This window comes from Mycobacterium asiaticum (assembly GCF_001668675.1).
GTDB lineage: Bacteria > Actinomycetota > Actinomycetes > Mycobacteriales > Mycobacteriaceae > Mycobacterium > Mycobacterium asiaticum_D.
Map to the genome: position 1 here is coordinate 84419 of NZ_LZKQ01000100.1, position 24520 is coordinate 108938.

Annotated in this window: 29 protein-coding genes, 1 tRNA gene and 1 other RNA gene; 11 read left to right on the top strand and 20 right to left on the bottom strand. The window is 67.1% G+C overall.

Annotated elements, in window-relative coordinates:
• The first annotated feature begins 1 nt into the window (after position 1).
• Positions 2-1231, top strand: a complete 1230-nt coding sequence (locus A9X01_RS09215) for a cytochrome P450 (RefSeq protein ID WP_065120467.1) — start codon at positions 2-4, stop codon at positions 1229-1231.
• Between the two features lie 10 nt (positions 1232-1241).
• Here the strand turns inward: A9X01_RS09215 and A9X01_RS09220 are convergent, their stop codons facing one another.
• The 4 genes from A9X01_RS09220 to A9X01_RS09235 are packed head-to-tail and all read right to left on the bottom strand — an operon-like array spanning position 1242 to position 3807.
• The gene (locus tag A9X01_RS09220; RefSeq protein ID WP_155772001.1) at positions 1242-1655 is read right to left on the bottom strand and encodes a hypothetical protein; all 414 of its coding nucleotides are present in this window, start codon (positions 1653-1655) and stop codon (positions 1242-1244) included.
• Between the two features lie 18 nt (positions 1656-1673).
• Positions 1674-2102, bottom strand: coding sequence for a hypothetical protein (locus A9X01_RS09225; protein ID WP_253849033.1), 429 nt, complete (start codon positions 2100-2102; stop codon positions 1674-1676).
• Between the two features lie 37 nt (positions 2103-2139).
• Positions 2140-2703: a TetR-like C-terminal domain-containing protein gene (locus A9X01_RS09230; RefSeq protein WP_065120436.1), complete on the bottom strand. Its 564-nt coding sequence runs from the start codon at positions 2701-2703 to the stop codon at positions 2140-2142.
• Between the two features lie 39 nt (positions 2704-2742).
• The gene (locus tag A9X01_RS09235; protein WP_065120437.1) at positions 2743-3807 is read right to left on the bottom strand and encodes an ATP-dependent DNA ligase; all 1065 of its coding nucleotides are present in this window, start codon (positions 3805-3807) and stop codon (positions 2743-2745) included.
• Between the two features lie 37 nt (positions 3808-3844).
• Here A9X01_RS09235 and ligD point away from each other — a divergent pair, with 37 nt between their 5' ends.
• On the top strand, positions 3845-4870 hold the full coding sequence (gene ligD, locus A9X01_RS09240; protein WP_065120438.1) for a non-homologous end-joining DNA ligase: 1026 nt from the start codon (positions 3845-3847) through the stop codon (positions 4868-4870).
• Between the two features lie 4 nt (positions 4871-4874).
• Here ligD and A9X01_RS09245 read toward each other — a convergent pair whose 3' ends face one another.
• Positions 4875-5489 carry a cysteine hydrolase family protein gene (locus A9X01_RS09245; protein ID WP_065120439.1) on the bottom strand — a complete coding sequence of 205 codons (615 nt, stop codon included), beginning with the start codon at positions 5487-5489 and terminating at the stop codon, positions 4875-4877.
• A 326-nt stretch (positions 5490-5815) separates the two neighbouring features.
• On the opposite strand from A9X01_RS09245, the gene A9X01_RS28930 reads away from it, so the two are divergent.
• Entirely contained in the window at positions 5816-6607 is a 792-nt protein-coding gene (locus A9X01_RS28930) for an SMP-30/gluconolactonase/LRE family protein (protein WP_081282284.1), read from the top strand.
• Here A9X01_RS28930 and A9X01_RS09255 read toward each other — a convergent pair.
• Together A9X01_RS09255 and A9X01_RS09260 are read right to left on the bottom strand one after the other, a co-directional pair.
• Positions 6597-7346 carry an SDR family NAD(P)-dependent oxidoreductase gene (locus tag A9X01_RS09255; protein WP_065120440.1) on the bottom strand — a complete coding sequence of 250 codons (750 nt, stop codon included), beginning with the start codon at positions 7344-7346 and terminating at the stop codon, positions 6597-6599. The genes A9X01_RS28930 and A9X01_RS09255 overlap by 11 nt on opposite strands.
• A 17-nt stretch (positions 7347-7363) precedes the next feature.
• Positions 7364-8299, bottom strand: coding sequence for an NmrA family NAD(P)-binding protein (locus A9X01_RS09260; protein WP_065120441.1), 936 nt, complete (start codon positions 8297-8299; stop codon positions 7364-7366).
• 99 nt (positions 8300-8398) lie between these two features.
• Here A9X01_RS09260 and A9X01_RS09265 point away from each other — a divergent pair, with 99 nt between their 5' ends.
• Positions 8399-8971 (top strand): TetR/AcrR family transcriptional regulator, encoded by a 573-nt coding sequence (locus A9X01_RS09265; RefSeq protein ID WP_081282291.1) that lies wholly within the window; start codon positions 8399-8401, stop codon positions 8969-8971.
• On the opposite strand, the gene A9X01_RS09270 is transcribed toward A9X01_RS09265, so the two are convergent.
• Complete coding sequence (locus tag A9X01_RS09270; protein WP_065120469.1) at positions 8968-9957, bottom strand: SDR family NAD(P)-dependent oxidoreductase; 990 nt, start codon at positions 9955-9957, stop codon at positions 8968-8970. The two genes, A9X01_RS09265 and A9X01_RS09270, sit on opposite strands and share 4 nt — an antisense overlap.
• A 162-nt stretch (positions 9958-10119) precedes the next feature.
• On the opposite strand from A9X01_RS09270, the gene A9X01_RS09275 reads away from it, so the two are divergent.
• Together A9X01_RS09275 and A9X01_RS30440 are read left to right on the top strand one after the other, a co-directional pair.
• A complete protein-coding gene (locus tag A9X01_RS09275; protein ID WP_065120443.1) occupies positions 10120-10506 on the top strand; it encodes a PPOX class F420-dependent oxidoreductase in 387 nt (128 codons plus the stop codon).
• A gap of 18 nt (positions 10507-10524) precedes the next feature.
• Complete coding sequence (locus A9X01_RS30440) at positions 10525-10662, top strand: hypothetical protein (protein ID WP_172830430.1); 138 nt, start codon at positions 10525-10527, stop codon at positions 10660-10662.
• 8 nt (positions 10663-10670) lie between these two features.
• Here A9X01_RS30440 and A9X01_RS09280 read toward each other — a convergent pair whose 3' ends face one another.
• From A9X01_RS09280 to A9X01_RS09305, 6 genes are read right to left on the bottom strand one after another with little or no spacing between them, the layout of a single operon-like run.
• Positions 10671-11372, bottom strand: coding sequence for a cutinase family protein (locus A9X01_RS09280; RefSeq protein ID WP_065120444.1), 702 nt, complete (start codon positions 11370-11372; stop codon positions 10671-10673).
• A gap of 43 nt (positions 11373-11415) precedes the next feature.
• Positions 11416-11589, bottom strand: coding sequence for a CsbD family protein (locus A9X01_RS09285; protein ID WP_036362695.1), 174 nt, complete (start codon positions 11587-11589; stop codon positions 11416-11418).
• The gene (locus A9X01_RS09290) at positions 11586-11798 is read right to left on the bottom strand and encodes a CsbD family protein (RefSeq protein ID WP_065034036.1); all 213 of its coding nucleotides are present in this window, start codon (positions 11796-11798) and stop codon (positions 11586-11588) included. The genes A9X01_RS09285 and A9X01_RS09290 overlap by 4 nt, the downstream gene beginning before the upstream one ends.
• A 46-nt stretch (positions 11799-11844) precedes the next feature.
• Positions 11845-12903, bottom strand: a complete 1059-nt coding sequence (locus A9X01_RS09295; protein WP_065120445.1) for an NAD(P)H-dependent amine dehydrogenase family protein — start codon at positions 12901-12903, stop codon at positions 11845-11847.
• Positions 12904-12961: 58 nt separating this feature from the next.
• A complete protein-coding gene (locus A9X01_RS09300; RefSeq protein WP_065120446.1) occupies positions 12962-14074 on the bottom strand; it encodes a hypothetical protein in 1113 nt (370 codons plus the stop codon).
• Entirely contained in the window at positions 14071-15417 is a 1347-nt protein-coding gene (locus A9X01_RS09305) for a hypothetical protein (RefSeq protein WP_065120447.1), read from the bottom strand. The genes A9X01_RS09300 and A9X01_RS09305 overlap by 4 nt, the downstream gene beginning before the upstream one ends.
• An 84-nt stretch (positions 15418-15501) precedes the next feature.
• Between A9X01_RS09305 and A9X01_RS09310 the strand changes: the two genes are divergently transcribed.
• Positions 15502-15870: a hypothetical protein gene (locus A9X01_RS09310; RefSeq protein ID WP_065120448.1), complete on the top strand. Its 369-nt coding sequence runs from the start codon at positions 15502-15504 to the stop codon at positions 15868-15870.
• Between the two features lie 12 nt (positions 15871-15882).
• Here A9X01_RS09310 and A9X01_RS09315 read toward each other — a convergent pair whose 3' ends face one another.
• The 3 genes from A9X01_RS09315 to A9X01_RS30445 form a co-directional block, all read right to left on the bottom strand.
• Positions 15883-17250: a CHAT domain-containing protein gene (locus A9X01_RS09315; protein WP_065120449.1), complete on the bottom strand. Its 1368-nt coding sequence runs from the start codon at positions 17248-17250 to the stop codon at positions 15883-15885.
• Positions 17247-18980 (bottom strand): hypothetical protein, encoded by a 1734-nt coding sequence (locus tag A9X01_RS09320; protein WP_065120450.1) that lies wholly within the window; start codon positions 18978-18980, stop codon positions 17247-17249. Before A9X01_RS09320 ends, A9X01_RS09315 begins: the two co-directional genes overlap by 4 nt.
• Before the next feature lie 77 nt (positions 18981-19057).
• A complete protein-coding gene (locus tag A9X01_RS30445; RefSeq protein ID WP_172832479.1) occupies positions 19058-19561 on the bottom strand; it encodes a lipoprotein LpqH in 504 nt (167 codons plus the stop codon).
• Positions 19562-19647: 86 nt separating this feature from the next.
• Between A9X01_RS30445 and A9X01_RS09330 the strand changes: the two genes are divergently transcribed.
• Positions 19648-20388 carry an enoyl-CoA hydratase/isomerase family protein gene (locus tag A9X01_RS09330; RefSeq protein ID WP_065120452.1) on the top strand — a complete coding sequence of 247 codons (741 nt, stop codon included), beginning with the start codon at positions 19648-19650 and terminating at the stop codon, positions 20386-20388.
• A 4-nt stretch (positions 20389-20392) separates the two neighbouring features.
• On the opposite strand, the gene lucA is transcribed toward A9X01_RS09330, so the two are convergent.
• Both lucA and A9X01_RS09340 read right to left on the bottom strand, forming a co-directional pair.
• A complete protein-coding gene (lucA, locus tag A9X01_RS09335) occupies positions 20393-21262 on the bottom strand; it encodes a lipid uptake coordinator LucA (RefSeq protein ID WP_065120453.1) in 870 nt (289 codons plus the stop codon).
• Positions 21263-21346: 84 nt separating this feature from the next.
• A tRNA-Ser gene (locus A9X01_RS09340) sits at positions 21347-21432 on the bottom strand.
• 90 nt (positions 21433-21522) lie between these two features.
• Here A9X01_RS09340 and ffs point away from each other — a divergent pair.
• Both ffs and A9X01_RS09350 read left to right on the top strand, forming a co-directional pair.
• Positions 21523-21617: signal recognition particle sRNA small type (gene ffs, locus A9X01_RS09345), an RNA gene on the top strand.
• Between the two features lie 25 nt (positions 21618-21642).
• Positions 21643-22914: an aspartate aminotransferase type Ic gene (locus tag A9X01_RS09350; protein ID WP_065120454.1), complete on the top strand. Its 1272-nt coding sequence runs from the start codon at positions 21643-21645 to the stop codon at positions 22912-22914.
• A 23-nt stretch (positions 22915-22937) separates the two neighbouring features.
• Here the strand turns inward: A9X01_RS09350 and A9X01_RS29780 are convergent, their stop codons facing one another.
• Positions 22938-23240 (bottom strand): hypothetical protein, encoded by a 303-nt coding sequence (locus tag A9X01_RS29780; RefSeq protein WP_172832477.1) that lies wholly within the window; start codon positions 23238-23240, stop codon positions 22938-22940.
• 1 nt (position 23241) lies between these two features.
• Between A9X01_RS29780 and A9X01_RS09360 the strand changes: the two genes are divergently transcribed.
• On the top strand, positions 23242-24520 hold a 1279-nt coding region (locus A9X01_RS09360), incomplete at its 3' end, for a DNA polymerase III subunits gamma/tau (RefSeq protein ID WP_065120456.1).

Here is a 24520-nt window from a genome sequence, read left to right on the forward strand (position 1 = left end):
CATGACCACGGCGCCCACCGAGCAAGCTGATCCGCAGACATTGCTGCTGCAACTGCTGGACCCGGGCAGCCGGGCGGACCCGTACCCGGTGTGTGCCGAGTTGCGTTGCAACGGCCCGCTGGTGCTGCCGGGCAGCGATTTTGTGCTCTTCTCGTCGTACCGGGATTGCGACGAGGTGCTGCGCCATTCGTCATCGAGCAGCGACCACCTGAAGTCGACGGCGGCACAGCAAATGCTCGAGGCCGACCCGTCGCTGCGGAAGGGGACGCCGCCGAGCTTCCTGTTCCTCGACCCGCCGGATCACACCAGGTTGCGCAAGCTCGTCAGCAAGGCCTTCGCCCCCAAGGTGGTCAACGCGCTGCAGCCCGAAATCAGCGCGCTGGTCGACGGACTGCTCGACCGCATCGCCGAGCAGGGCAGTTTCGACGTGGTCGCCGACTTTGCCTATCCGCTGCCGGTCGCGGTGATCTGCCGGCTGCTCGGCGTGCCGCTCGAGGACGAACCGCAGTTCAGTCGCGCTTCGGCGGTGCTGGCGAAGTCACTGGACCCGTTCTTCACCGACGAGCAGAGCGACGAACTCAACGAGTCGTTGGGTGCCGGCGCCGAATTGCGTGAGTACCTGCACGGGTTGATCGCGCAGCGCCGGTCGCGACCCGGCGATGACCTGCTGTCGGCGCTCGTCGCGGTCAACGAGTCGGGTGATCAGTTGACCGAAGAGGAAATCGTGTCGACGTGCGTGCTGCTACTGGTGGCCGGTCACGAGACCACGGTGAACCTCATCGGCAACGCCGTCCTCGCGATGTTGCGGGACGGCCGGCAGTGGACGGCGCTGGCCGCGGACCACACCCGCGCTGCAGCGGTGGTCGAGGAGACGCTGCGCTACGACCCGCCGGTGCAACAGCTCAGCCGGATCGCCCTCGATCCCATGACGATTGGCGGCGTCGAGGTGGCCAGGGGCAATGTGCTGATGCTGCTGCTGGCGGCCGCACATCGCGATCCTGCCGAGTTCGACCGGCCCGACGTTTTCGACCCGGACCGACCCGCGTTGCGGCACTTGGGTTTCGGACGCGGTGCGCACTACTGTTTGGGTGCACCGCTGGCGCGCTTGGAGGCCAGTGTGGCCTTGTCGGCGGTGACGGCACGTTTCCCGGACGCGCGGTTGGCCGGCGATCCCCGCTACAAGGCGAACATCACCCTGCGGGGGTTGTCGGCGTTGACGGTTTCCGTCTAGCTGTTATTGGTCAGCGTCGCTGACGCCCGCCGGCCAGGCCGACAAAGAGAGGTATCGGGGTGCCCACCGACTTGATGCCCTCCGCGTCACGGTAGACCCCGATCGTGTATTCACCGGTGGTCTCGACCGCGAATGAAAGCTCCGGAGTGAAGCAGCGGTATTTGGATGGCTTGCTTTCCTCGTCCGGCCATTGCCAGGCCGAGCGGACCGTGCCGCGAATCGTGCCGGCGGGATCCTTGCAGACGATGAAGATTTCGGCGTCGTATTCTCCGCCCGCCGGTGCGTGCACCACCAAGACCAGGGGAATTGTCATCCACCACGGGGTCTGGTTGACCTCATAGCTGGTGATGGGAAGGCGGCTGGCGTCGATTGCGGAGTCGTCGATTTTCGCGGCGCCCGCCACGAGCAATGCGGCTAAGTGCATCGGCACAGCCTAATGGTTTCAGTCCGCCGTTTCGGCCGGACCCGGTTGCGACAACAAGATTGAAAATGGAACCGGCGCGGCCAGCTCGATTTTCCCGTCGGCGTCGTAATACGCGCCGATCGTGTACTCACCGGGGGACGCTACCGGGAGGGAGAGTTCTTGAGTGAAGCACCGGAATTTCGAGGCACGGTTCTCTTCATCCGGCCAATGCCAGGCTGCCCGCAGTGATCCGCGCGGCGACCCGCTGGGGTCCTTGCACACCACGTGCAACTCCGGGGCATAGTCTCCACCGGCCGGTGCGTGCACCACCAAAACAACCGGAAGCTCTGCCCAAAACGGCATTCGGTCGACTTCGAACCAAGCCATGGGTATGCACGAAGCGTTGATGGCGCCCTGCTCGTCGAAAGTGGCGCTACGAGCGACGAACAGAGCGGACACGTTCAGCATCCCGACATCCTAAGGCGAGCAAACGAGGCAGCGGCCATTACCGGCGGGCGACGGCATGCCAGGTCAGATCGGCGACGTGGGAACAATAACGGTCGTCAATCCGGCCGTTCGAGTACAGGCCGCGAATGTTCAACGGCGCCAACAGGATCTGCACCGCCGCCAGGGTACTGACATCGTCGCGCATTTCGCCGCGCTCCCGCGCGCGATCGAAGACCGACCGAACGATCGCGAAACAGCTTTGCCAGTACATCATTCGCGTGTCGTTGTCGTGATGATGACCACGAGCATTCATCACCAGCGCCCGCAGGAAAATGCGGCCGACCTCGGTGTTGAGGTTGGCGGCGACGCCGCGGGCCAACGCCAGCAGGTCTCCGCGCAGCGTCCCGGTGTCGGCCAACGAACCTAGATTGTCGAGATCCCTGAGCGCGATGTCCACGATGAGTCGCTGCCGATCGCCCCAATGGTCGTAGATCGTCGCGGCGTCCAGACCGTGGCGTTCCGCGAGCGCCTCCACGCTGAAACGCTCGACGCCCCACCGGGCTAACTCGTCGAGCACAGCCGTCGTCACCCGTGACTCGAGCTCCGCCGGGATGGGCCCCATGACTTCATCATTACCCCGGCCCGGCCGTGACGAATCGTCTTAGCCGAGCCCCGGGACGATGTCGCCCAGCTTGAAGGTGACGGGCTGTTCCAGTTGCTCGTAGGTACACGAGCGCGGATCGCGGTCCGGTCGCCACCGGTTGAATTGAGCGGTGTGCCGGAAGCGCGCGCCCTCCATGTGGTCGTAGCGCACCTCCACCACGCGCTCGGGCCGCAGCGGCACGAACGACAGATCCTTGCCGGCGTTCCAGCGGGAGAACTCGTTCTTGCGCGGCGTGCGTTCGCCCGCCTCGTGGGCGGCCCAGTTCCACGGATGGTCGTCGAAAGCGGTGACCAGCGGCTGCAGCTCGGTGAACAGCCGCCTGCGTTCGGCCATCGGGAAGGCACCGATCACGCCGACCGACGCCAGCTGGCCGTCTTCTTGGTAGAGACCGAGCAACAGGGAACCGATCGTGTCACCGCCCGACTTGTGCACCCGGTATCCGGCCACCACGCAGTCCGCCGTCCGCTCGTGCTTGATCTTGTACATGACGCGCTTGTCCGGCTGGTAGGTGACCGTCAGCGGTTTGGCCACGACGCCGTCGAGGCCGGCGCCCTCGAAGTCGCTGAACCACTGCTCGGCGACGCTGCGGTCGGTAGTGGCCGGGGTGACGTGAACGGACGACCCCGAATCGGCCAGCGCGTCGACGAGTGCCGCGCGGCGCTCGCTGAACGGACGCCGGGTGTAATCGTCGGCGCCGAGGGCCAACAGGTCGAACGCGATGAACGACGCCGGCGTCGCCTTGGCGAGCATCCGCACCCGGGAGTCCGCCGGATGAATCCGCTGCTGCAGCGCCTCGAAATCCAGCCCGTGATCGGTGGCGATCACGATCTCGCCATCGATGACACAGCGCGGCGGCAGCTCGGCCTTGACCGCTTCGACCAGCTCGGGGAAATAGCGCGTCATTGGCCGCTCGTTGCGGCTGCCCAATTCGACTTCGTCGCCGTCCCGAAAGCAGATCGAGCGAAAGCCGTCCCACTTGGGCTCGTATGACGCGTCCGCCGGAATCGTCTTGACCGACTTGGCCAGCATCGGCGACACGGGCGGCATGACGGGTAAGTCCATTGGTTCATTCTTGCGTGCGGCATGCTGGAGTGCAGCTATGGCTGCCGCAGCAGAAGAACTCGACGTCGATGGGATCGCCGTCCGGCTGACCAACCGGGACAAGGTGTACTTCCCCAAGCTGGGGAAGCAGGGCACCAAGGGCCGGCTGGTCGACTACTATCGGGCCGTCTCGAGCGGTCCGATGCTCACTGCGCTGCGTGACCGGCCCACGCATTTGCAGCGCTTCCCCGACGGCATCGACGGCGAGGAGATCTACCAGAAGCGGGTTCCGCAGCACCATCCCGACTACCTGGAGACCTGCCGGATCACCTTCCCGTCCGGACGTACCGCCGATGCGCTGAAGGTGACCCACCCGGCGGCCATCGTGTGGGCGGCGCAGATGGGCACCATCACCCTGCACCCCTGGCAGGTGCGCTGCCCCGACACCGACCACCCCGACGAGCTGCGCATCGACCTCGATCCGCAACCGGGCACCGGCTTCGCCGAAGCCCGAACGGTCGCCGTCGATGTGCTGCGGCCACTGCTCGCCGAACTCGGTTTGGTGGGCTACGCCAAAACATCCGGGGGCCGCGGCATCCACGTTTTCCTGCGGATAGCCACCGACTGGGATTTCGTGCAGGTGCGCCGGGCCGGCATCGCGCTGGCGCGCGAGATCGAGCGACGGGCACCGGATGCGGTGACCACGTCCTGGTGGAAGGAAGAACGCGGCAAGCGCATCTTCATCGACTTCAACCAGAACGCACGGGACCGCACCATGGCGTCGCCGTACTCGGTGCGCCGCACCCCGATTGCGACCGTCTCCACCCCGCTGAGTTGGGACGAGTTGGCGCATGCCGATCCCGACGACTACACCATGGCCACGGTGCCCGACCTGGTTGCGGGCCGTGATGACCCATGGGCCGGCATGGACTCACTCGCCCAGTCGATCGCTCCGCTGCTCGAGTTGGTCGAGGCTGACGAGCAGCGCGGCCTCGGCGACATGCCGTATCCGCCGAACTATCCCAAAATGCCGGGGGAGCCGAAAAGGGTTCAGCCGAGCCGGGATACGGACCGGAAGAAGTGACGCATCACGCCTTCAACGCCGCGGTCACCTCGGCGGCGGTCAGGATCGCGCTGGCATAGTTCGGCAGGTTCACCTCTAGCGCGGCATGCATCTCCACGTCTGAGTAGTCCGCGGTTGCGTCCTTGACCACTGTGACGTCGTAGCCAAGCTCCGCGGCGAAGCGGACGGTTGCCTCCACACAGGTATGGGCGATGAGCCCGATGGCGATGAGCCGGTGGATGCCGTGCCTCTTCAGTTGCAGGTCCAGATCCGTGTTGGCGAAACCACTGGAACACCAGTGTTCGTCGGCGACGATGTCACCGGGCCGGGGCTCGAAGCCGGGGCGCAATTCGCCGCCCCAGGTGCCGTATTCGAACGTGCGGCGCGACCACGCGGCCCGCTGAACTGGGGCGACGTACTGCCATGACTCGTAATCGCCAGGGCGGTACCGGCGATGCAACGCATAGAACACTCGCACCTGCGCCTCGCGCGCGGCGTCGAGCACCTGTTTCATATGGGCGACACAGTCGTTGGCCTCCAACACCCCCTGCAGCCGTTCCCAGACTTTCCCGCCGGGCGAGATGAAGTCGTTGTATGGGTCGATGACCAACAGGCCAGTGGTGTGTGCGTGGTAGGTCACGGCTGAGGTCCCATCCGTCGACGCGGCATGCGCCGTTCAGCATGACGGCAGTGACGGCGTGCGGCAACTGCGCATAATCTGTGAGGGCCCGATACCCCGGGGGCCGTCGTGGGCTCGACACAGAGGGGTCGAATGACGACCGTAACGGGTTGCCGCTCATGCGGCGTCGAACCGCTTTCGAACGCGCGCTTCGGTGACGGCTGCGGGGAGTTAAAGGCCCGAGCGCGAGGTGATACCCGCAAACCCGCGCCGTTTGCGCAGCGCTGCCCGCAGCTGCCGGCCGCGCCGGGTTTCGGGGCGGACATCGGTCGGGTCGAGGCGATGACATGACTCACCGAGTGCAGACCCTGTGGGAGGCCGACGGTTTGCTCGAAGCGCCTCGGCCGCTGCCGGACGGATCGGTGCTGGTGGCAAACACCACGGCCGGCGGCGTTTACCGCTGGTCCGGCGACGCAATATCGACCGTGGTTGACCGGCGGCGCGGGATCGGCGGTATCGCGTTGCATGCCGACGGCGGAATTCTGGTCAGCGGGCGCGATCTGGCGTATGTGCACCCGTCGGGTCTGCGGACCGTGCTGGCTCCCGTGGGCGCCACCGGCATCAACGATCTGACCGTGGGGTCGGATGGTTCGGTGATCGTCGGAGTTCTGCGTCATCAGCCGCAGGCGGGTCAGACCGCCGGACCCACCGAATTGATTCGTATCGCGCCCGACGGCGCGACGCAGATTTTGCTGGATGATCTGCTCTGGCCGAACGGTGTTGGGTTCGCGCCGGGTGGCGAGACGCTGTATGTCGCCGAGTACGCGGCGGCGCGGGTGCGCGCATACGGACCGCACGGGTCGTCCGTATTCGCCGACGCGCCCTGCGGTGAATGTGACGGCCTGGCGGTCGATGCGGACGGCGGCGTATGGGTTGCGCTCGGAAGTGGCGGCGGCATTGCAAGATTCGATGCCGGGGGCGCTCTGCGCGAAGTGGTCGAACTTCCGGGACGATTCGTGTCGTCGCTGGCCTTTGCCGGAACGGCAATCTATGTCACCACCGCCGGGGCGCTGCTGCGGATCGATGTGGGTGTGCCGGGCGTGGCGGTGCCCGCGGCCGCGATCCCGGTCAAAGGGTGAAAGGGGCGTCCTCGGGGGCAACATGACGGGCGGCCAGCAGCGCGCGGGCGGCGTCCCCGATCGGGATGCGCAACGGGAGTTGGGGCTTCTCGGCGGCGTCGACGACCTCTGCAGCAACCTGTTCGGGGGTGATCATCCCGGCGCGCGGTCCGCCGCCGTTCAGCACGGCGGCGTAGGGATCGTCGGGCAGCGTGTAGGTGGCGACGTCGTCGAGTGCGCCGGAGCTCACGGCGGACGGTTCCAGGAGCGCCGCCTGAACGCCGAATGGCGCAACTTCGATGGCCAGGGCTTCGACCAACCCTTCCAGCGCCCACTTCGTCGCGGCGTACGCGGCGGCGGGCGGCAACACGATTCGGCCGAGCACACTGGACATGAACATCAGCTTGCCGTCACCGCGGGCTCGCATCTGCGGGAGTACGGCTTGCGCCACCCGGACGGCGCCGACGGTGTTGAGGTCGAACACCCGTTCCAGTTCCGGCAGCGGAATGGCTTCGACCGCGGCATAGAAGATGGCCCCCGCGTTGGAGATCAGGATGTCGATTTCGCCGGCCGCCGCCACGGCGGCAGTGACGCTCGCGTCATCGGTGACGTCGAGGGCCAGCCGCCCGCTGACGTCGAGGTCGGCCAGCGAGCGCGGATCGCGTGCGGTGGCGATGACCCGGTGACCGCGGCGGGTGAACTCGGTGGCGATGGCGCGGCCGATGCCGCGGTTGGCTCCGGTGATCAGCACGGACGACATGATCGCTTCTCCTTGGTTTATGTCCGATCGGTGGCGAAGTGGGAATGGTTGCGCCGAATGAAATCAGCGACCGACGCGGGCGGCCGGTCGAGCATCGCCGCCAGGGCGGACGGGTCCGGTGCCACCAGTGGCTTGCTCCGCCCCGACAGGGCCGCGCCGACGGCCGCGATGTGTTGCGCCATGCCCACATTGACCGGGTGCTCGGATTCGGCGGCCAATTCCAGCTGCCGCTGCCATGCGGCCGCGGAGATGTGTTCATAGCGCACCGGCCGGCCCGCCGTCGCGGAGATGATGCGGGCAAGTTCGGTGTGGCTGATCGCCTCCGCCGGCGGTGGATAGCTGATTCGCGGTGAATCGGGGCGAGGCGTCAACAGGTGGGCGGCGGCGATCTCGGCGGCGTCATCCCCGCTGATCCATGGCGCCGCACAGCCGCCAAAGCTGTTGGCGATCACGGCATCACGCTGGATGGTTCGCTGGTGCAGGACTGCGATGTTCTCGTGGAACAGTCCGGCGAACCGCAGCACCGTCGGATTTAAGCCTGCCCAGATGAAGATGTCCTCGGCAACCGCTTGAGCCTGGCCAAGTTTGCTCGGGCTGTCGAGGGCTGACACCGCCATGGACATCACCACGAGGTGTGCAGCGGACGCGTGCTTAGACAGCACCGAGGCGACGTTGGCCGCGGCTGGGATGATGCCAGGCGCCACGGGGTAGGTGAAATACACCGCGCGGACGCGGTCGAATGCGGGTACCAGCGAGTCGCGATCATGTAAGTCGCCGACGACGGTCTCGGCGCCCCGCCGACGCAGTTCGGCGGCACGCTCGTCGTCGGTGCGGATCAGCGCCCGCACCGAATGACCACGTCGCAGCAGGCAGTCCACCACGGTAGCCCCGGTTCCGCCGTGCCGTCCGGTCGCACCGATTACCAGGATGGGCGATTCCGCGGTGTGCTGCATGGGCGTCCTTCCGACTAAGTAAACCGATCGGTGTATATGAACGGTCGACGATATCAGCGATCTCGCATAATGTAAACCGATCGGTGTAATATGGCGGTCATGGAGCAACGGGTGAGCGGACGCGGGGCCCGTGCGCGCATCGAGCGTGCGGCAGCCGACCTCTTCTACCGCAACGGGATCCATGCCACCGGTGTCGATCTCATCGCCCGGCACGCCAGCGTTTCCAAACGCACGCTTTATCAACACTTTTCGAGTAAAGGCGAATTGGTCGAGAACTACCTGACCGCTATTGACGGTCGCGGCGGCACGCCGCTTGAACAGCGTCTCGCGGACACCGCTCTTTCTCCTCGCGAGCGGTTATTGGCCATCTTCGAGGCGCCGCGCGCAGAAGTGGTGCGCGGGTGTCCTTTTCACAACGCAGCGGTGGAATCCGCTGGCGCGATGACGAGTGCGGACAAGATCGTGCGGAGTCACAAGTTGCGCTTCACCCGTCGGCTTGCCGCCGTTGCGCAGGAACTGGGCGCCGCCGACCCGCACCTGTTGGGTCAGCAGCTCGCCGTGTTGTTCGAAGGGGCAACGGCGATGGCAACCTCGCTGAACGATGCGTCACCGGTCGTACACGCCCGGGCAGCCGCCGCCGCGTTGATCGACGCCGCGGTGGTACCGGACTAGTCGCGCTGCGCCTGCCGCAGTGCCGCAACGGTGTCGGCCAGCGTGGTGCGGGCATCGTGGAATTGGATGCCGAGTTCCCGCTCGGCCGGCGTGTCATCGGATTCGGGCATCTGGGTGTAGTACTGCATTCCCGCCGCGGTCACCGGGTTCTCGAAGGGCAGATAGGGTCCCACGAAGTCCAAAAGTGTTCCGGCGGCGCGCAATGCGCTGTCCGGGACCGGCACCGGGAACATCGTGGTGCCCGACACCTCGCCCAGCAGCTTCGCCAGCTCGCCGACGGGGACCCGATGCCCGCCCACCATGTACCGTCGCGGGCCGCGCCCCGGCTCGAGCAGTGCCGCGTGCACGGCGGCGACATCGCGGACGTCGACGACCATCCAGGCCGCGCTGCGCCCCGGGATACCGTGCATCTGCAGCGCCGCCCGCACACCCTCGCCGGCCTCACCGTACTGATTGCCCACCGGCGGGCCGAGAACCATTCCGGGATAAGTGATGTTGACCGGCGCACCGGCGTCCTGCAGGCCGCGGGCATAGATTTCCACCTGCGCCTTGGAGGTTCCGTATCCGTCAGTCCCACCGACAACCGGCAGGTCGGCGCTCAGGGTCGTCACGTTCGGGTGGAAAAGAGCGGTGAAGCTCGAGACATGCACGATCGGGTCCAGACCGAGTTGGACCGCCTGCCCCAGAACGTTCCCCGCGCCTTCCATGTTCGTGGCCAGCATCTGCGCCGTCTGCCGCGGATCGGTCGCCACCAACGCGGCACTGTGGACGACGGCGTCGCAGCCTTGCAGCGCCTCCCGAACCGACTCGCGGTCCTTGATGTCACCGACGGCGTAGTCGGATATGTCGACCCCGAGTGCGGCCACCGACGTCTTCAAGCGTTCGGGCTTTCGCACCAGGAACCGGACGGAATGCCCGGCATCGGCTATGGCTTTGGCGGTCCACCCGCCGACGAACCCCGTACCTCCGGTGACCAGAACACGCATCTTCGCATTGTTGCAACCGTCGCTAACGGTGGAATGCGGTGGGGTGGCTGTGCCGCCTGCCATGCAATCCCACGGTTTCCGCAGCGTGCAATGCGGGTAATAGGTCGCGGTGCGGTATCGCCGATGTCGGGATCGGCAAACCTATCCAGGAGGAAACACAGCGTGGCAATCTCGTTCAAAGATGTCATCAAGTCGAAGTATCTGCTGCTGACGACCTTCACCAAGGACGGCCGTCCCAAGCCGACCGCGATCTGGGGAGTGCCCGACGGCGACGACCGGTTGCTCGTCATCACCGACGACGATTCGTGGAAGGTCAAGCGCATTCGCAACACGCCGCGGGTGACCGTCGCCAGGAGTGGTTCGTTGGGTAAGCCCAAGAGCGACGAGGTGGAAGCGGTTGCCCGCGTCCTGCCGAAGTCCGAGACGCGACGGGTGTACAACGCCGTGCTCAAGCGGTACTGGTACCACGCCTGGTGGTTCTACGCGCACTCGATCGTGCGCGGCGGCATCGACAAGGTGCACGTCGGACTGGAGATCAAGCCCGCATAGACCTGTCACCATGGAATGGTGACTACCGCAATCATCGTCGCGGTGCTGGTTCTGCTTGGGCTCGGCATCGTGATCAACGGGTTGCTCCGGTTGCGGGAATGGTTGAAGAACTCACCCAGCATCCCGAACCCGGACTTGCCGGAAGATCCCGACTGAGGCCCGACTTACAGGCGGCCGGCCGCGAAATCCGCTGCCTGACCGGTCATTCCGTTGGCCGCGTACAACGTGTGCGCGAAGGTGGGGGTGGTGCCGCCGCCGGCGCAGATGTTGTCACCGTCGGCGCACAGCTGAATGGTCTTGGGCTGGTACAGCGGTCCGATGGCGATCTGTGGCGCGCCGTACTGACTCAGGAATTCCGGTGAGGGCGTACCGAACAGCGTGACCGCCGCGACGTGATTGGCGATCTCGGGAGCCAGCGGTTGCGGCACTGCGGACGCGGGCACACCCGGCGGGACGGCCGCCGAGGTGACGTAACCGGCGACGGCAGCCCCTTGCGAGTACCCGCCCAGGACCTCTCTGGTGTTCGGGCAAGTCGCGGCCATGGACTGGATGTGGCCGCCCGCGTCTCGGATCCCGTCGATGACGGTCAGCGGGAAATCGCTGCTGCCGAAGTCGGTACTGGCCGGGTAGTTGACCGCATATACGCCCAGCGACCGTGCGCCGATATCCGCACGCAGCGCATCGACGAATGCCCCGCCGATGCCGCCGACACCCGGTGGCTCGCCACTACCGCGCGCGAACACCACCTCGACGTCCGGACATGGCGCTGCCGACGCATCGGGTGCCGGCGCGTTCAGCAGCGCAAAGCAACCCAGCGCCACCGCGGCGCCCGCCGTCAGCCGGCGAGCCCTTGACTTGAATAGCATGCCAATAGAAGTAGCCAGAAAATCGCAGTTCAACCGCCTGCGGCTATTTCTTGAAGGCGTCCTTGACCTTTTCGCCGGCATCCTTGAGGCTCGACTTGGCCTGATCGGCACGTCCCTCGGCCTCGGTGTCGCGATCGCCCGTCGCCCGGCCGACCGCCTCTTTGGCCCGGCCGCCAAGGTCCTCGATCTTGTTCTTAACCTTGTCTTCGGCGCTCATGGTTGCCGCCGTGGTTGCCGCCGCACCGGCCGACGCCCGCCCCGCACAGCGTCCCGGAAACGCAGCCCGGTGTCCTTGAGATTCGCCTTCGCCTGGTCCAGCACACCCTCATACTGGGTGCGCCGGTCACCGGTCAGCCGGCCGACCGTTTCTTTGGCCCGCCCGCCCCAATACTTTGCTGAGTTGCTCAATCGGTTGTTGGTAGCCATGTGGAGCGGATACCCGCTCAGCGTCGGCTTCATGCCGGGCACTGCCTCACGACGAGGGGACTGTCCCACGCGGCAGGGTCAGCGGAAGGTCGGCATAGGTGGCGATGCCGGGTGCAGCGGCCACCACGCCGGGGATCGCGTTGATCGCCGGCATCGCAGTCATGATGTGTCCGAGCGCCATGAACTCGGCCAGTGTCGTCGCCTGGAAGTACGGCGGCGGCAAGAAGCCGACCCTGGTCGTCACCGTCGGCTGACCGTCGATCTGGATCACCCAGCCGTCCTGGTCGATCGGCCAGTCGGGTTCGAGGGTCTGCCCCTTCTTCCAGCGCACGTTGAGGTCGATGATCGTGTTGCCGCCGACAATGCCGCGCCAGCTGATGTAGACACCCGCAACACATCCCGCCGGAATCGTCCAGGATGCCATCTCGAGATCGGCTGTGGTTTGCGCAAATTCGGCCACGCACCGGACCTCGTCAAGTTCGACGCCCAACGCGTCGGCAACCAGGCGGACGGCCTCGGCGAAGATCGCGGTTCCCTTCTCCGCCATCGCCGGCAGCTCGGGATTGTCGATGGGCTGTCCGAAACCCACCGGCCGTTCGGTGTCCGGGGAGTCGTAGAACGTGGTGTCGGCCGCCTCGTTGACGGTGACCTTGTCGACGCGGTTGCACACCATCGCGGACACGATCGCCAACAACTCTGCAAAGCCCGGGCTGACACCCGAGCCGAAGATCGTCGAGCCACCCTGCTGGCATGCCTCCAGGATCCGGTCGCGGCCCTCGCCCAGGTTGTGGCCGGTGATGAAGGAAGCCGTCGTCACCACGTTGACACCCGCGGACAGGATCCGGACCAACTCGTCGACGTCGATCCACATCGGGTTGTAGACCACGCAGTCCGGCTTCAGAGCCAGCAGTTCCTCGACGTCATTGGTCGCGGCAATCCCGAGCGGTTCGATGCCGACCAACTCCCCGGCGTCCTGGCCGGCTTTCTCCGGGGACCACGCGTAGCAACCCACCAGATCGAACTGCGAGTTGGCGACGATGGACTGTAGTGAGCTCTTACCGACGTTCCCGGTCGTCCACTGCACGACCCGATATGTGTTGGGCACTCGCTCAGCATAGGCAAGGGGGTGGGCGTCGCCTAGTAGGACGCCGATAGGACGCTGCCTAGTAGGACGATTCGGCTGCCAGGATCTCGGCGAGGAAGGCGTCCGGTGGCGGCTGGTCCAGCCGGGACCGCACCCAGCCGCGAATCCGTTCCCGGGCCGCCCGGGGTTCCGTCACATCGGCGCCGACGATGACCGACGTGACGGGCCAATCGTGGTTCCAGGCAACCGATTCCGTCAGTGCTCGCCGTTGGCCGTCGACGAGCGGCACGGTGGCGCGGCCGCCGGCATCCAGCGCGGCGGCGCCGCTGACGTCTCCGGACTGAACGCGAACCGGTACGTCGGTGGCCGGATCGGGTCCGATGACCGCCGCACGGACGACGGCGACGACCGACGGGCCGGCCGCTTCCACGCGCCAGTCGACGGTGTCCTCGGCCGCGTCGAAAACACCCGGCGGCACCGCTCCCCAGTTGATCGATGCGACGCCCCTGCCGATCGATGCCACGCCCGCCGGGCCGGGATCGGCGCCGGCGGCCAGTGCGTAGTCATCGCGGTAGCCGGTCGGCTCGGCCAGGCTAAGGCCCGAATCCCGTAGAGCCGCGGACAGTTCCGCCCAGCCGCTGCCGTCGACGCCGACCTCGTCGGCGAGGTCGGCGGCAGCCCGCACCAGGTCGCGGATGCGGGGATCGTTGCTTCGCACGTGTGCCGTCAGGGCTGCGGCGTGTGGACTCAGCAGTTCCGTCACATCCGAATCCAGGGTGTCGTCGGTGAAGAAACCGTCCGCGCCGGCGGTCAGCAACGCGATCTCGGCGTCCAGCAGGGCTTGATCGAGTGCGATGACACCGTCGCGCTGGCTGGCGGGCCACCAGCGACGCAGCCACTGGCCGATCGCCAACCGGTGCAAAGGATCCAGCGACCCCGGCGTGATGTCGATGCCGTCGAGATCCCGGGGTTCGTCGGTGGTCGCCGCGGCCGACACCACCGCGAGGTGACCCGCCTGACCGATCACCCGCCATAGCCAATCGGCCCGGTCCGGGTCGGTGAAGGTGATCTGGCCGGCGGCGGCACCGGCCGGGTCGTCGACAATCCAGGACAGCACCGCGCCGCTGACCTCCAGCACCGCGACCAGCGGTGAGGTCTGTGTCCAGAGTCCGGACTCGCTGATCAGCTTCATCCCGCCACCTGCAGTTCCAGCATCGACTTGATCCGCTGTCGATGGTCGAGGCTGACCGACCTGGCGACACCTTCCAGCAGCGACCGCACATCGTCGATGTCGGCACAGGGCTCCTGCCACACGTCGCGCCCGTGCAGCCGCGCCCACAACCGACTCAGGTACGGCTGCGCGTACGACGCGAGATCGTCGACCACCTGTTGTTGGCGCGGATGAATCGGCCCGCCCTCGGCCAGATAACGCCGCGCGTGCAGCACGTAGGCCTCCTTGCGCAGCCGCGCCTGAATCTGCGCGGCCAGCCCGTAGCGACTGGTGACCGAGCGGTCTAGCGGCGCCAGGTCGACGGCCACCTCGATACCTGCGACCAGGGTGGCCTGCTTGTCCTCGGCCAGCAGTCCCCATGGCGCGCACGCCCGGTCCACCTCCTCCGCGCATAACAGCGGGACATCCGGCAGTGCGTCGCGGTCCAGGGCGCGCCGCAACGTGGACCGGACCCGGTCCACCACGGTGCGATCCAGCGGGCGGTCGCTTTCGGATCCGCTGGCAACTTCCGGGGGACGTTGCGGGGCAACGGCACTCAACCCCAGGTCGACGATCGACCATGGCACGTCGGCGGATTCGAGGCGGATCAGCGCACCCAGGTTGTACGGCGTGGTGTCGGCGATCATCGCGGTCCAGACGCGCTGCCGCGCCGCGGCGGCGGTGTGGCTCTTGGCCGGGCCGAGCACGGTGGCCAGCTCCGCCATGAACGGTTCGCGCGGGACGTCGTCGGCCCGCACGTCGCGCCAGCTCGCGACCAGCTGAGCCGCTAGCGTCGCCACCACCTGTGCGCTGGTCACGTAATCGTTGAGCACCTCGACCGCGGTGCGATCCCTGCCCTGATGCACCTCCTGCAGAACATCGGCCGCGGTAGCCGAATCTTCGTTTGTCGGTGCACCTTTGGTGACCGCTAGCTCGAAACACACTGGGAAGTACAGCTCCTGAGCGTTGCCGCTGCGTATCCGCAGCCGCCTGCGCTGTAACTTGAGCACCTCGAACCAGGCTGCCGCGCAGCGCAATTGGGCCGCATTGCCGATGATGAGGTCGTGCATTGCCAGCGCGACAGCATCGGTGACGACAGGTGCGGAATACTGGGGATTGGCGCGCAGCCGCAGCACCAGCGGGTCGATGATGCGTTTCACGGTCCGGCTCAGCGGGCCGCCGTCGTCGCTGCTCAATACTTCAACGCCGGGACCGATGGCCCGCCACGCGGCGTCGATCACCGCCCGCCGGGGCTGTCCCGTCGCACGGTCGTCGCGATCGTCGCGTCCGTCCAGGGCAGGCTCCACCTGCGAATCGGCGCTCATGACGACAGGATAGGGGCAGCCGGGAAAATCCTGGTACTCGAAAAGTTGGGTTCGGTAGCCGATCGCGGTCCCGAAGCTGGTCCCATGAACAAGTCGAAGCTGATGGCAGTTGGGGCCCATATCGCGCTACTGGCGACGTTGACCCGCCGGGCCACCCGCAACGCGCACAAGCGCACGGACGACAGCCTCGCGGTCGGGGTCGGCACCGTGCGAACCGTCGTGGATGAGCAGGTTGCGGCGCACGCCGGCGAACGCCAGATCTGGATAGAGGTGGCCAGCGTGGACGGTGACACCTTCGTCGGCCGCTTGGTGCACGACAACCCGGGTGCGGACCTATCCACGCTGCGTCCCGGCCTGGTTATGCTGGTCGCGTTCGATCCCGCTGCGCGGGAGGAGCTTTCGTTACCCGATGATGTGTTGGCGGTGCGGGCTCAAGGCCTCGCCCTGGTATGACGGACGGGCCGTTCAACGCGCACCGTCTACGGCGAACGTGACCAGCGCTCCCCAGAACAACGGGTTGGCGGTGACGGCACCGTCCCGCCAGCGCCGCATCTGCGCGCGCTGCCAGCGATTGACCGCGCACCCGGCGTCGGCCTCCTCGTGCGCACTGTCCACGCCGACAACGACTTCGGCCATGGGATCGGGTGCGCTCGCGCCGCCGGCGGCCGGCGCGAACTGCCGATAGGCGGCCGTGGTGGGCAGCGACCAGAGCGTGGCGGTCACCAGTTGCGCCCCGCCCAGGATCATCGCCGCCACCAGACCTGTCGCCTCGTCGAACTGGTAATCCCCACCCGAAGCGCAGGCCAGCAACGCTACCCGGGGTGGGATCGGCAACCGCAGCGCCATGAGGTCCGAGGCGGTCAAGGGGCGGTGATTGCCAATCGGTGAGGCGTCTCCTGGTGCAGCTGCGGTGCACGCGAGGTGCAGCGCGGCCCGGTCCGCGTGACCCACGTCGTCGTCCGCTGAACTGGCGTGTCCGACGTACATCAGCCGACTCGGCCGCTGGGTCAGCAAATCGGCCAACCAGCTGCGGTCGGCGTCCTGGCGGCGGAACAGTTCCGCCGCGCTGCCGACGTCCGGCAAGACCCGCCGGCGCCGCAACGATTCGGTGAAATGCCTTGCTAGCGGGGTCTGTTCCGATGGTCGCCCAAGTACTGATCCCAGCGCGGAGTCCGGCCGTTGTCCCGGTACCCGCGGATCCAGGATCAGTAGCGCGGGGCCTTCGTGCCGGCCACTCCAATCGGTGTGGGGGCGCGGCGCGTGCACGATGTTCTGTGGCACCGCCATCAGCACATCGACCAACTCCATCAGGCGATAGCCGTCGGTGTGCTCTTTGACATCGGTGAGTTGCCAGGGGATTTGAGCGGCCACCCGCCCGCTGGAAGTGATCGCGTCCTGCCGTGCCCGCACCAATTCTTCTTTGCTGGGCCCGGATTTCGGCACCGCGAGCAATCCCCAGGGCACCCTGGCCAACCGGGTGCTGGGCGAGACGAACAGTGTCGGCCGCGGAGTCGCGGCGCAATCCGCCAGCAATTGCCATCCCGCGGTGCCGATGAGCAGAACACCGAGGATGTAGGCCACCGTCAGCTCAGTGTCCGGTGTCGCGAACGGGCCGCGGGTCAGAGCCCGCTCGATGGCGTCCCGCCTGCTCTCTGAGCCATATGGCTCGGGCAGGGCATCGCGCAATTCCTGTAAGGCGGCCAACAGAATTGGCTCCTCCACCACCCAGTTGACGGTCTGTTGCGTCATTCCGGACTGGTCGATCAAGCGCAGACTGGCGTATGTGGCGATCCCGACGTCGGCGTAACGCAGGACCAGGGTCGCACCGGTCATGGCCAGGTCGACCAAGCCGGCTCGGCGGCGGTCACCTCGCGGCCGTACCGCGCAAACGCCAGCGCGCGATAGTGGCTCATGATCGGCGGCGCACCCGGTTGCATCTGCAGTGGTGGCAGCGGTCCGAGGCGGGTCAGCGAATGGGCTTGTGTCGGTGCAGATCCGGCCGCTGCTGCCGGAAGTGCCAGGTCGTCGTCACTCTCGACGAGCACCGGGCCGGTGCCGGTGGACTCCCATTCGCCGACCTGACGTTGCTGTTGTTCGGTGTTGAATGTGCCACGGGCGCTGTGGTACTCGACCAGCTCGCTGACGAGTTCGGTGTTCTCCCATTCCCACGCGACCGCGAATGCGCTGGCCAGGATCGGCGCCGAGACCTGTGCGGCCCAACGTGATCGGGCATCGGTGTCGGCGATCGAATAACGTACGGAGTCCACGGCCAGGGCAGCGGGCACCTTGAGTTCGGCCGCCTGTTCCAGCTTGCCCATCGCGCGCCAGTACTCCGGGGTCCCGACCTCGCCGTGCAGGATTCCGAGCGATTCGGCCTGCCGGGCCTCGATCTCCTGCAACGACTCGTCGGGGTCGCCGGACCCGTCGAAACCCAGATCCGCCAGCGCGTCCGCTCGCCAGACGGTCCCCAGATGGTTGTCCAGCAGTGCGTATTGGAGCCAGCTGCTGCGCGGCGACGAGTCGAGCAACTCGCGGGCCTGCGCGATCAGCTCGACAGCCTGAGAAAAGCGACCCCAGAAGATCGCGATCCAGCTGCGCTGCAACAGAATACGGTGAAGGTGTAGCGGCTTGCCCAGGTCGCGCCAGTGCTGCTCTGCGTGCTCCCAGCACTGGTCGGCGGCCTCGAGCGCGCCACTTGCGAGCCGGGTCAGCCCCATGTAGAGCCAGCAGCGGGACACGTCGTGGGCGCGTGCGTGGCGGGCGATCACCGGGTAGGCATCGGAGACCAGTTGCTCGGTGGTTTCGTGGTCACCGGCGGTCCAACAGGCCGCGGCGCGCTCCAGCTGTGTTCGCGCGCTTGCCAATTCCCAGCCACGGGCTTGAGCGCGCGCGCCGGCGCGGCGCAGCCAGGGCTCAGCCTCGGCCAATCGCCCGGTCTCGATGCAGAACCTGCCGTAGCCGGTCGCCGCCGAAACCCAGATGTAGTCGTCGGCTTCGGTTCCCCGTGCGGGCCGGTTTAGGGCATCGAGCACCTGGGCCCACAACGGCAGCGACCGCACGTGCAGATCGTCGTCACACAGGGCGGTCGCGCAGAGCAGTTGGGCGTGGGTGAGTAACCGTTGCCGCTCGTCTGCGAGATCGCCGTCGGAGCACTCGGTTTCGGCCAGTACGCGCAGCGCGTCCGCCGCTTCTTCGTGGTTGCCCTGTGCCGCGGCCAATCCGATCTCGAGGAAATGCGCCCGCCGCGAGTAGCGCAGGACCATATGGGCGATCTCGGCGTCCGACATGTTCACCTGGGCGGCGGCCTCGGGCCGGGTGCCGTCCAGGATGCCCCGATAGATCGCCAACGGTTCGCGCATTCGCCGGATGCATTCGCGCACTCCGTCATTCGCGCCGCGGACCAGGTAGATCTCACCGAGCTGCGCGAAGACTTCCAGCAACAGATCGTCGCGGTCGGCCCGCTCGATCTGCGGTGGCAGTGTCAGCAACAGATCCCGGGCCGCGCCCTCGTCGGCGGCGAACGTCAGCTGACGCGCCCGATCGAGGTCGCCGGTGATCGACACGGCTGCATCATAAGTCCGGACGCCAATCCGGAACGGCGGACATGCACTGCATGCCCGCCGCCCCGAACTACCCCTCATCAGCCGCACGACACCTTGATGCTGAAGTCCTTGGTGATCATTCCGGCCATCGGGTTCTTCAGGTCGGCGCCCTGCGCTTGCCCGGTGATGGTGTAGGTCTTGCCGTCCACCGCGACCTTGGCTTCACCGACCTTGGCGCCCATGTTGTCCGAGACCGACAGGGCGTTGCCGTCGACGACCATGGCCAGCGAGTCGACCGTCGGCGGGTTGCCTTCGGTCATGACCACCGCCAATGCCTGCTGGCCGCCGGTCGAACCACTACCGATATTGATCTTGCCGCCCTGCCTGACGCAGGTGACCGAGGACGGGTTCAGACCCGCCAAGTCCGAGCCGCCCACCTTGACCTCGGTGCCGGCGCTCCCACCCGTGGCGACACTGGCCGGCGCATTCGAGGCTGGGCTGGCGGTGTGGCCGCCGCTCGAGCAGCCCACCAGCGCGGACGCGCAGCCGAGGGTTCCGATCGCAACCGCGATAGCACGTTTCACTGGACTTCCTTCCGTCATGCGCCGCCCTGATGGCGTCGTCATGGGAGCAAGTACAGGCGGTGGGCGTTGCTACCGATCCCAAAAATTGTGGTGAAGTATCCCTTGTGATCGAGATCCAGACTGCGGGATCGGTGCAGGTGCTGACGCTTTCCTGGGGGCGGGTGAACGCGCTCGACGTCGAGACCCTCGGTGAGTTGACGCAGACCATCCAGGAGCTCGCCCGCTCGGGCGGCGGTGCGCTGGTGATCACCGGCGCTGGGCGGGTGTTCTCCGCCGGGGTGGACCTCAATCGCGTGATCGAGGGCGGAGCGGGCTACACGGACCAGTTGGTGCCCGCGTTGTCCGATGCGTTCGAGGCGTTGTTCAGCTACCCGGGACCGACCGTGGCGGCGATCAACGGCGCCGCGATAGCCGGCGGGTGCGTGTTGGCCGGCGCCTGCGATTGGCGCCTGGCCAGTCCGGAGGCGCAGATCGGAGCCGCCGAGGTCCGGGTGGGCGTCGCGTTCCCGGTCGCCGCGCTCGAGGTGCTCCGCTACGCCTGCGGTGACCACGCCGAGGAGGTCCTGCTCGGCGGGCGGAACTACCGCGGCGACGAAGCCGTCGCCCGGGGACTGGCCCACCGCATCGTCAATGAGGACCTATTGGACGCGGCCGTGGCCGAAGCGACAGACCTCAGCAGCATTCCGGCGCAGGCCTACAGCCACACCAAGGCGCAACTGCGGGGTCCGGCGCTGCGGCGCATCCGGGACGGCGCGCAGATCGATGATGACGTTCGCCGGATCTGGGGGGCGGACCAGACGCTGCAGGGCATCGCCGACTACGTCGAGCGGCTGCGGCGCCGCTAAGGACCTACTCCTCGACCGCGACCCCGCCGCGGGTGCGCCGGCGGCGGTGCGATGTCTTGCCGGTGGGCCGCCGGTTGCGGAGCCGCTGGGGGACGGGCGCCTCGACGGTTTCGGCTTCGGAGGTCTCGGCCTCGGAGGTCTCGGCCTCGGAGGTGTCGGTGGTTTCCTCCGTCGTTTCGGCGGCGGGCTCCTCGGTTTCCTGCACTTGAGTTACCGGTTCGGGCACCTGTGCCTCGACGGTCTCGGCCTGCGTCGATTCCTCGTCTTCGGCCTCGACGGTGTCTTCGGAGGCTTCCGCGTCTTCTTCGTCTCTGGCTTCGTCGGTCGCCTCGGCTTCGTCTTCGTCGTCCGCCTCGTCAGCCGCATCAACTTCGGCGGCCTTGCCGCGCTTCTTGCCGCGGCCCCGGCTCTTCTTGACCTTCTTCGGCTTGATCGGTTTGGGCGGCGGTGGCGGCAACTCGGCCACGAACGACAGGTAGAAAGCAAAGAAGCCCAGCACGGCGATGGCCGCGGCCGCCCCGTAGATCGCGAACAGCCACTGGCCGACCGTGTCCAGCTTGAGCCAGAACTCGCTGATCGCGGTGCCCACGATCAGCACACCGGCCAATACGTGCGCGACGATCGAACAGGTCCTGATCGTGAGCGCCATTTGCGGGGTGCCCAGCTCGGGCTTGCCGGTACGCCGCTGGGTGAAGACCACCGGCAAGGCGGCAAGTCCGATCAGCGCGCCGGTGACGATGCGCAGCACCCGCCCGAGCATTTCTGGCGTGTCGCCCACCAACTCGGGCCACCGCGGCAGTACGAAATAGAAGAAGAGGACGCCGGCGCCGATCGAAAACGACGCGTGCCAAAGCATGGCGACTTTGCGCCCCATACCCCTCCTCAAACAGATTGATCTCACGCCGCCGAAAGGTGACCAGGCCGAATGTCGTTCCTGGTCACACGGCGGACCGTACAGCGGAGGATGCGGGATTTGAACCCGCGAGGGCTATTAACCCAACCCGCGTTCCAGGCGAGCGCCATAGGCCACTAGGCGAATCCTCCGTGGTCATGGTAGCTGCTGAACGGTGCCGGGTGTCCCGGGTACCTGCCACCACCGCCGTCGAGTCGCCGCGGCCTGGTACTACACTCGCCGGTGGACCCCGCGCGGCGTCTATCCTGTGAACTCCCCCAGGGCCGGAAGGCAGCAAGGGTCAATGGGCTCTGTCGGGTGCGCGGGGTCCCCTCATTTTCCAAGCAATACGAAAGGGCCGCATGGCGTCGTTCGATTCCCTCAGCCCTGAAGAGTTGTCCGCGCTGCACGCGCGCCACCAGCAGGAATACGCAGCGCTGCAGGCAAAGAATCTTTCGCTGGATCTGACCCGCGGCAAGCCGTCGCCCGAACAGCTCGACCTGTCCAACCAGCTGTTGTCCGCGCCCGGCGCCGACTTCCGTGACCCGGAGGGCACCGACACGCGCAACTACGGCGGCCTGCACGGTCTGCCCGGGCTGCGCGCGATCTTCGCCGAGTTGCTGGGCCTCCCGGTGCAAAACCTGATCGCGGGCAACAACGCCAGCCTGGAGTTCATGCACGACGTCGTCGTCTTCTCGATGCTGCACGGTGGCGTGGATTCGCCGCGGCCGTGGGCGAAGGAGCCGACCGTCAAGTTTCTGTGCCCGGTGCCCGGCTATGACCGGCACTTCGCGATCACCGAGACGATGGGCATCGAGATGATCCCGGTTCCCATGCTCGAGGACGGCCCAGACGTCGACCTGATCGAAGAATTGGTCGCGGCCGACCCGGCAATCAAGGGCATGTGGACTGTTCCCGTCTTCGGGAACCCGACCGGCATCACCTACTCCTGGGAGAACGTCCGCCGCCTGGTGCAAATGAAGACCGCGGCCAGCGACTTCCGCCTGTTCTGGGACAACGCCTACGCCGTGCACACCCTGACCCACGACTTCATCCGTCAGGTCGACGTGCTCGGCCTGGCCACCAAGGCGGGCAACCCCAACCGGCCCTACATCTTCGCGTCCACGTCCAAGATCACCTTCGCCGGTGCCGGCGTCAGCTTCTTCGGCGGCTCGCTCGGCAACATCGCCTGGTACCTGCAGTACGCCGGGAAGAAGTCGATCGGACCCGACAAGGTCAACCAGCTACGGCACTTGCGTTTCTTCGGCGACGCCGACGGGGTGCGTCTGCACATGCTGCGGCACCAGCAGATCCTGGCGCCGAAATTCGCGCTGGCCGCCGAGATCCTGGAGCAACGGCTGGGCGGCGCCAAGATCGCCTCGTGGACCGAGCCGAAGGGCGGCTACTTCATCAGCCTCGACGTGCTGCCCGGGACCGCCCGCCGGACCGTCGCGCTGGCCAAGGATGCCGGGATCGCCGTCACCGAAGCCGGGGCGTCGTTCCCGTATCGCAAAGACCCGGACGACAAGAACATTCGCATCGCGCCGTCCTTCCCGTCGCAGTCGGACCTGCGCGACGCGGTGGACGGGCTGGCCACGTGCGCGCTGCTGGCAGCGACCGAAACTCTGACTTGATCCTGCGCTCAGGGCGGAAAAGTTCAGGTTCCCAGCGCCCTGGACGCAGAATCAACGCCGACGAGCGCATCGTCACCGGGCTCCGCTTGATTGCCCGCCTCCTCAGCCGACCCTCTGGGGTCGGCATCGTCACCGGGCTCCGCTTGATTGCCCGCCTCCTCAGCCGCCCCTCTGAGGTCGGCATCGTCACCGGGCTCCGCTCGATTGCCCGCCTCCTCAGCCGACCCTCTGGGGTCGGCATCGTCACCGGGCTCCGCTTGATTGCCCGCCTCCTCAGCCGACCCTCTGGGGTCGGCATCGTCACCGGGCGTCGGTAGCCTGCTCACCGTGGCCCTCTACCGCAAGTACCGACCGGCAACCTTCGCCGAAGTGGTGGGGCAGGAGCACGTCACCGAGCCGCTCTCCGTCGCCCTGCAAGCGGGCCGGATCAACCACGCATACCTGTTCTCCGGCCCGCGCGGCTGCGGAAAGACCTCGTCCGCACGCATTCTCGCGCGGTCGCTGAACTGCGCGCAGGGTCCCACCGCTACCCCGTGCGGAGTTTGCGATTCCTGCCAGGCGCTGGCCCCCAATGCGCCGGGCAGCATCGATGTGGTCGAGCTCGACGCGGCCAGCCACGGCGGCGTCGACGACACCCGCGAACTGCGCGACCGCGCCTTCTACGCGCCGGCCCAGTCGCGCTACCGGGTGTTCATCGTCGACGAGGCGCACATGGTGACCACGGCGGGATTCAATGCGCTGCTCAAGATCGTCGAGGAGCCACCCGAGCACCTCATCTTCATCTTCGCGACCACCGAGCCGGAGAAGGTGCTGCCCACGATCCGGTCGCGCACTCATCACTATCCGTTCCGGCTGCTGCCGCCCCGCACGATGCGGGCGTTGATCTCCCGGATCTGTGAGCAGGAGGGCGTGGTCGTCGACGAGGCGGTGTACCCGCTGGTCATCCGGGCCGGCGGGGGCTCGCCGCGCGACACGCTCTCGGTGCTGGATCAGCTGGTGGCCGGATCCGACGGCGGCCGGGTCGGCTATCAGCGGGCGCTGGGGCTGCTGGGCGCCACCGACGTCGCGCTCATCGACGACGCCGTCGACGCACTGGCCGCCGGCGACGCGGCGGCGTTGTTCGGCGCCGTCGAATCGGTGATCGACGCCGGACACGACCCGCGGCGCTTCGCCACCGATCTGCTGGAACGGTTCCGCGACCTCATCCTCATGCAGGCGGTCCCGGACGCGGTGTCCCGCGGCGTGGTGGACGCGCCGGAGGACATCCTGGACCGCATGCGGGATCAAGCGGCCCGCATCGGTCCGGCGACCCTGACCCGATACGCCGAAGTCGTCCAGGCCGGCCTCGGGGAGATGCGTGGCGCCACCGCGCCGCGGTTGCTGCTCGAAGTGGTGTGCGCCCGCCTGCTGTTGCCGTCGGCCTCCGACGCCGAATCGGCGTTGCTGCAACGTGTTGAGCGCATCGAGACGCGGCTGGCGATCTCTATACCGGCCGCGGACGCGCCCGCGCCCAGCGCGCCGGCTCGTCCGCCGATCACCCGGCCCGCGCCGCGGCCGGAGCCCAAGGCCGAACCGGTCCCGGCGGCGCCGCCGAAGCCCGCGACAC

Bases quoted from the DNA above. Each gene is read 5' to 3' on its own strand.
- A9X01_RS09290 (WP_065034036.1), bottom strand. From the start codon at position 11,798: ATGGCTACCAACAACCGATTGAGCAACTCAGCAAAGTATTGGGGCGGG.
- A9X01_RS09350 (WP_065120454.1), top strand. From the start codon at position 21,643: ATGGCGTCGTTCGATTCCCTCAGCCCTGAAGAGTTGTCCGCGCTGCAC.
- A9X01_RS09285 (WP_036362695.1), bottom strand. From the start codon at position 11,589: ATGAGCGCCGAAGACAAGGTTAAGAACAAGATCGAGGACCTTGGCGGC.
- A9X01_RS09270 (WP_065120469.1), bottom strand. From the start codon at position 9,957: ATGCGTGTTCTGGTCACCGGAGGTACGGGGTTCGTCGGCGGGTGGACC.
- ligD (WP_065120438.1), top strand. From the start codon at position 3,845: ATGGCTGCCGCAGCAGAAGAACTCGACGTCGATGGGATCGCCGTCCGG.
- A9X01_RS09265 (WP_081282291.1), top strand. From the start codon at position 8,399: ATGGAGCAACGGGTGAGCGGACGCGGGGCCCGTGCGCGCATCGAGCGT.
- A9X01_RS09220 (WP_155772001.1), bottom strand. From the start codon at position 1,655: ATGCACTTAGCCGCATTGCTCGTGGCGGGCGCCGCGAAAATCGACGAC.
- A9X01_RS09235 (WP_065120437.1), bottom strand. From the start codon at position 3,807: ATGGACTTACCCGTCATGCCGCCCGTGTCGCCGATGCTGGCCAAGTCG.
- lucA (WP_065120453.1), bottom strand. From the start codon at position 21,262: ATGGGGCGCAAAGTCGCCATGCTTTGGCACGCGTCGTTTTCGATCGGC.
- A9X01_RS30445 (WP_172832479.1), bottom strand. From the start codon at position 19,561: ATGACGGAAGGAAGTCCAGTGAAACGTGCTATCGCGGTTGCGATCGGA.
- A9X01_RS28930 (WP_081282284.1), top strand. From the start codon at position 5,816: ATGACTCACCGAGTGCAGACCCTGTGGGAGGCCGACGGTTTGCTCGAA.
- A9X01_RS09260 (WP_065120441.1), bottom strand. From the start codon at position 8,299: ATGCAGCACACCGCGGAATCGCCCATCCTGGTAATCGGTGCGACCGGA.
- A9X01_RS09255 (WP_065120440.1), bottom strand. From the start codon at position 7,346: ATGTCGTCCGTGCTGATCACCGGAGCCAACCGCGGCATCGGCCGCGCC.
- A9X01_RS09315 (WP_065120449.1), bottom strand. From the start codon at position 17,250: ATGACCGGTGCGACCCTGGTCCTGCGTTACGCCGACGTCGGGATCGCC.
- A9X01_RS09280 (WP_065120444.1), bottom strand. From the start codon at position 11,372: ATGCTATTCAAGTCAAGGGCTCGCCGGCTGACGGCGGGCGCCGCGGTG.
- A9X01_RS09305 (WP_065120447.1), bottom strand. From the start codon at position 15,417: ATGAGCGCCGATTCGCAGGTGGAGCCTGCCCTGGACGGACGCGACGAT.
- A9X01_RS09310 (WP_065120448.1), top strand. From the start codon at position 15,502: ATGAACAAGTCGAAGCTGATGGCAGTTGGGGCCCATATCGCGCTACTG.
- A9X01_RS09215 (WP_065120467.1), top strand. From the start codon at position 2: ATGACCACGGCGCCCACCGAGCAAGCTGATCCGCAGACATTGCTGCTG.
- A9X01_RS09225 (WP_253849033.1), bottom strand. From the start codon at position 2,102: ATGCTGAACGTGTCCGCTCTGTTCGTCGCTCGTAGCGCCACTTTCGAC.
- A9X01_RS09300 (WP_065120446.1), bottom strand. From the start codon at position 14,074: ATGAAGCTGATCAGCGAGTCCGGACTCTGGACACAGACCTCACCGCTG.
- A9X01_RS09230 (WP_065120436.1), bottom strand. From the start codon at position 2,703: ATGGGGCCCATCCCGGCGGAGCTCGAGTCACGGGTGACGACGGCTGTG.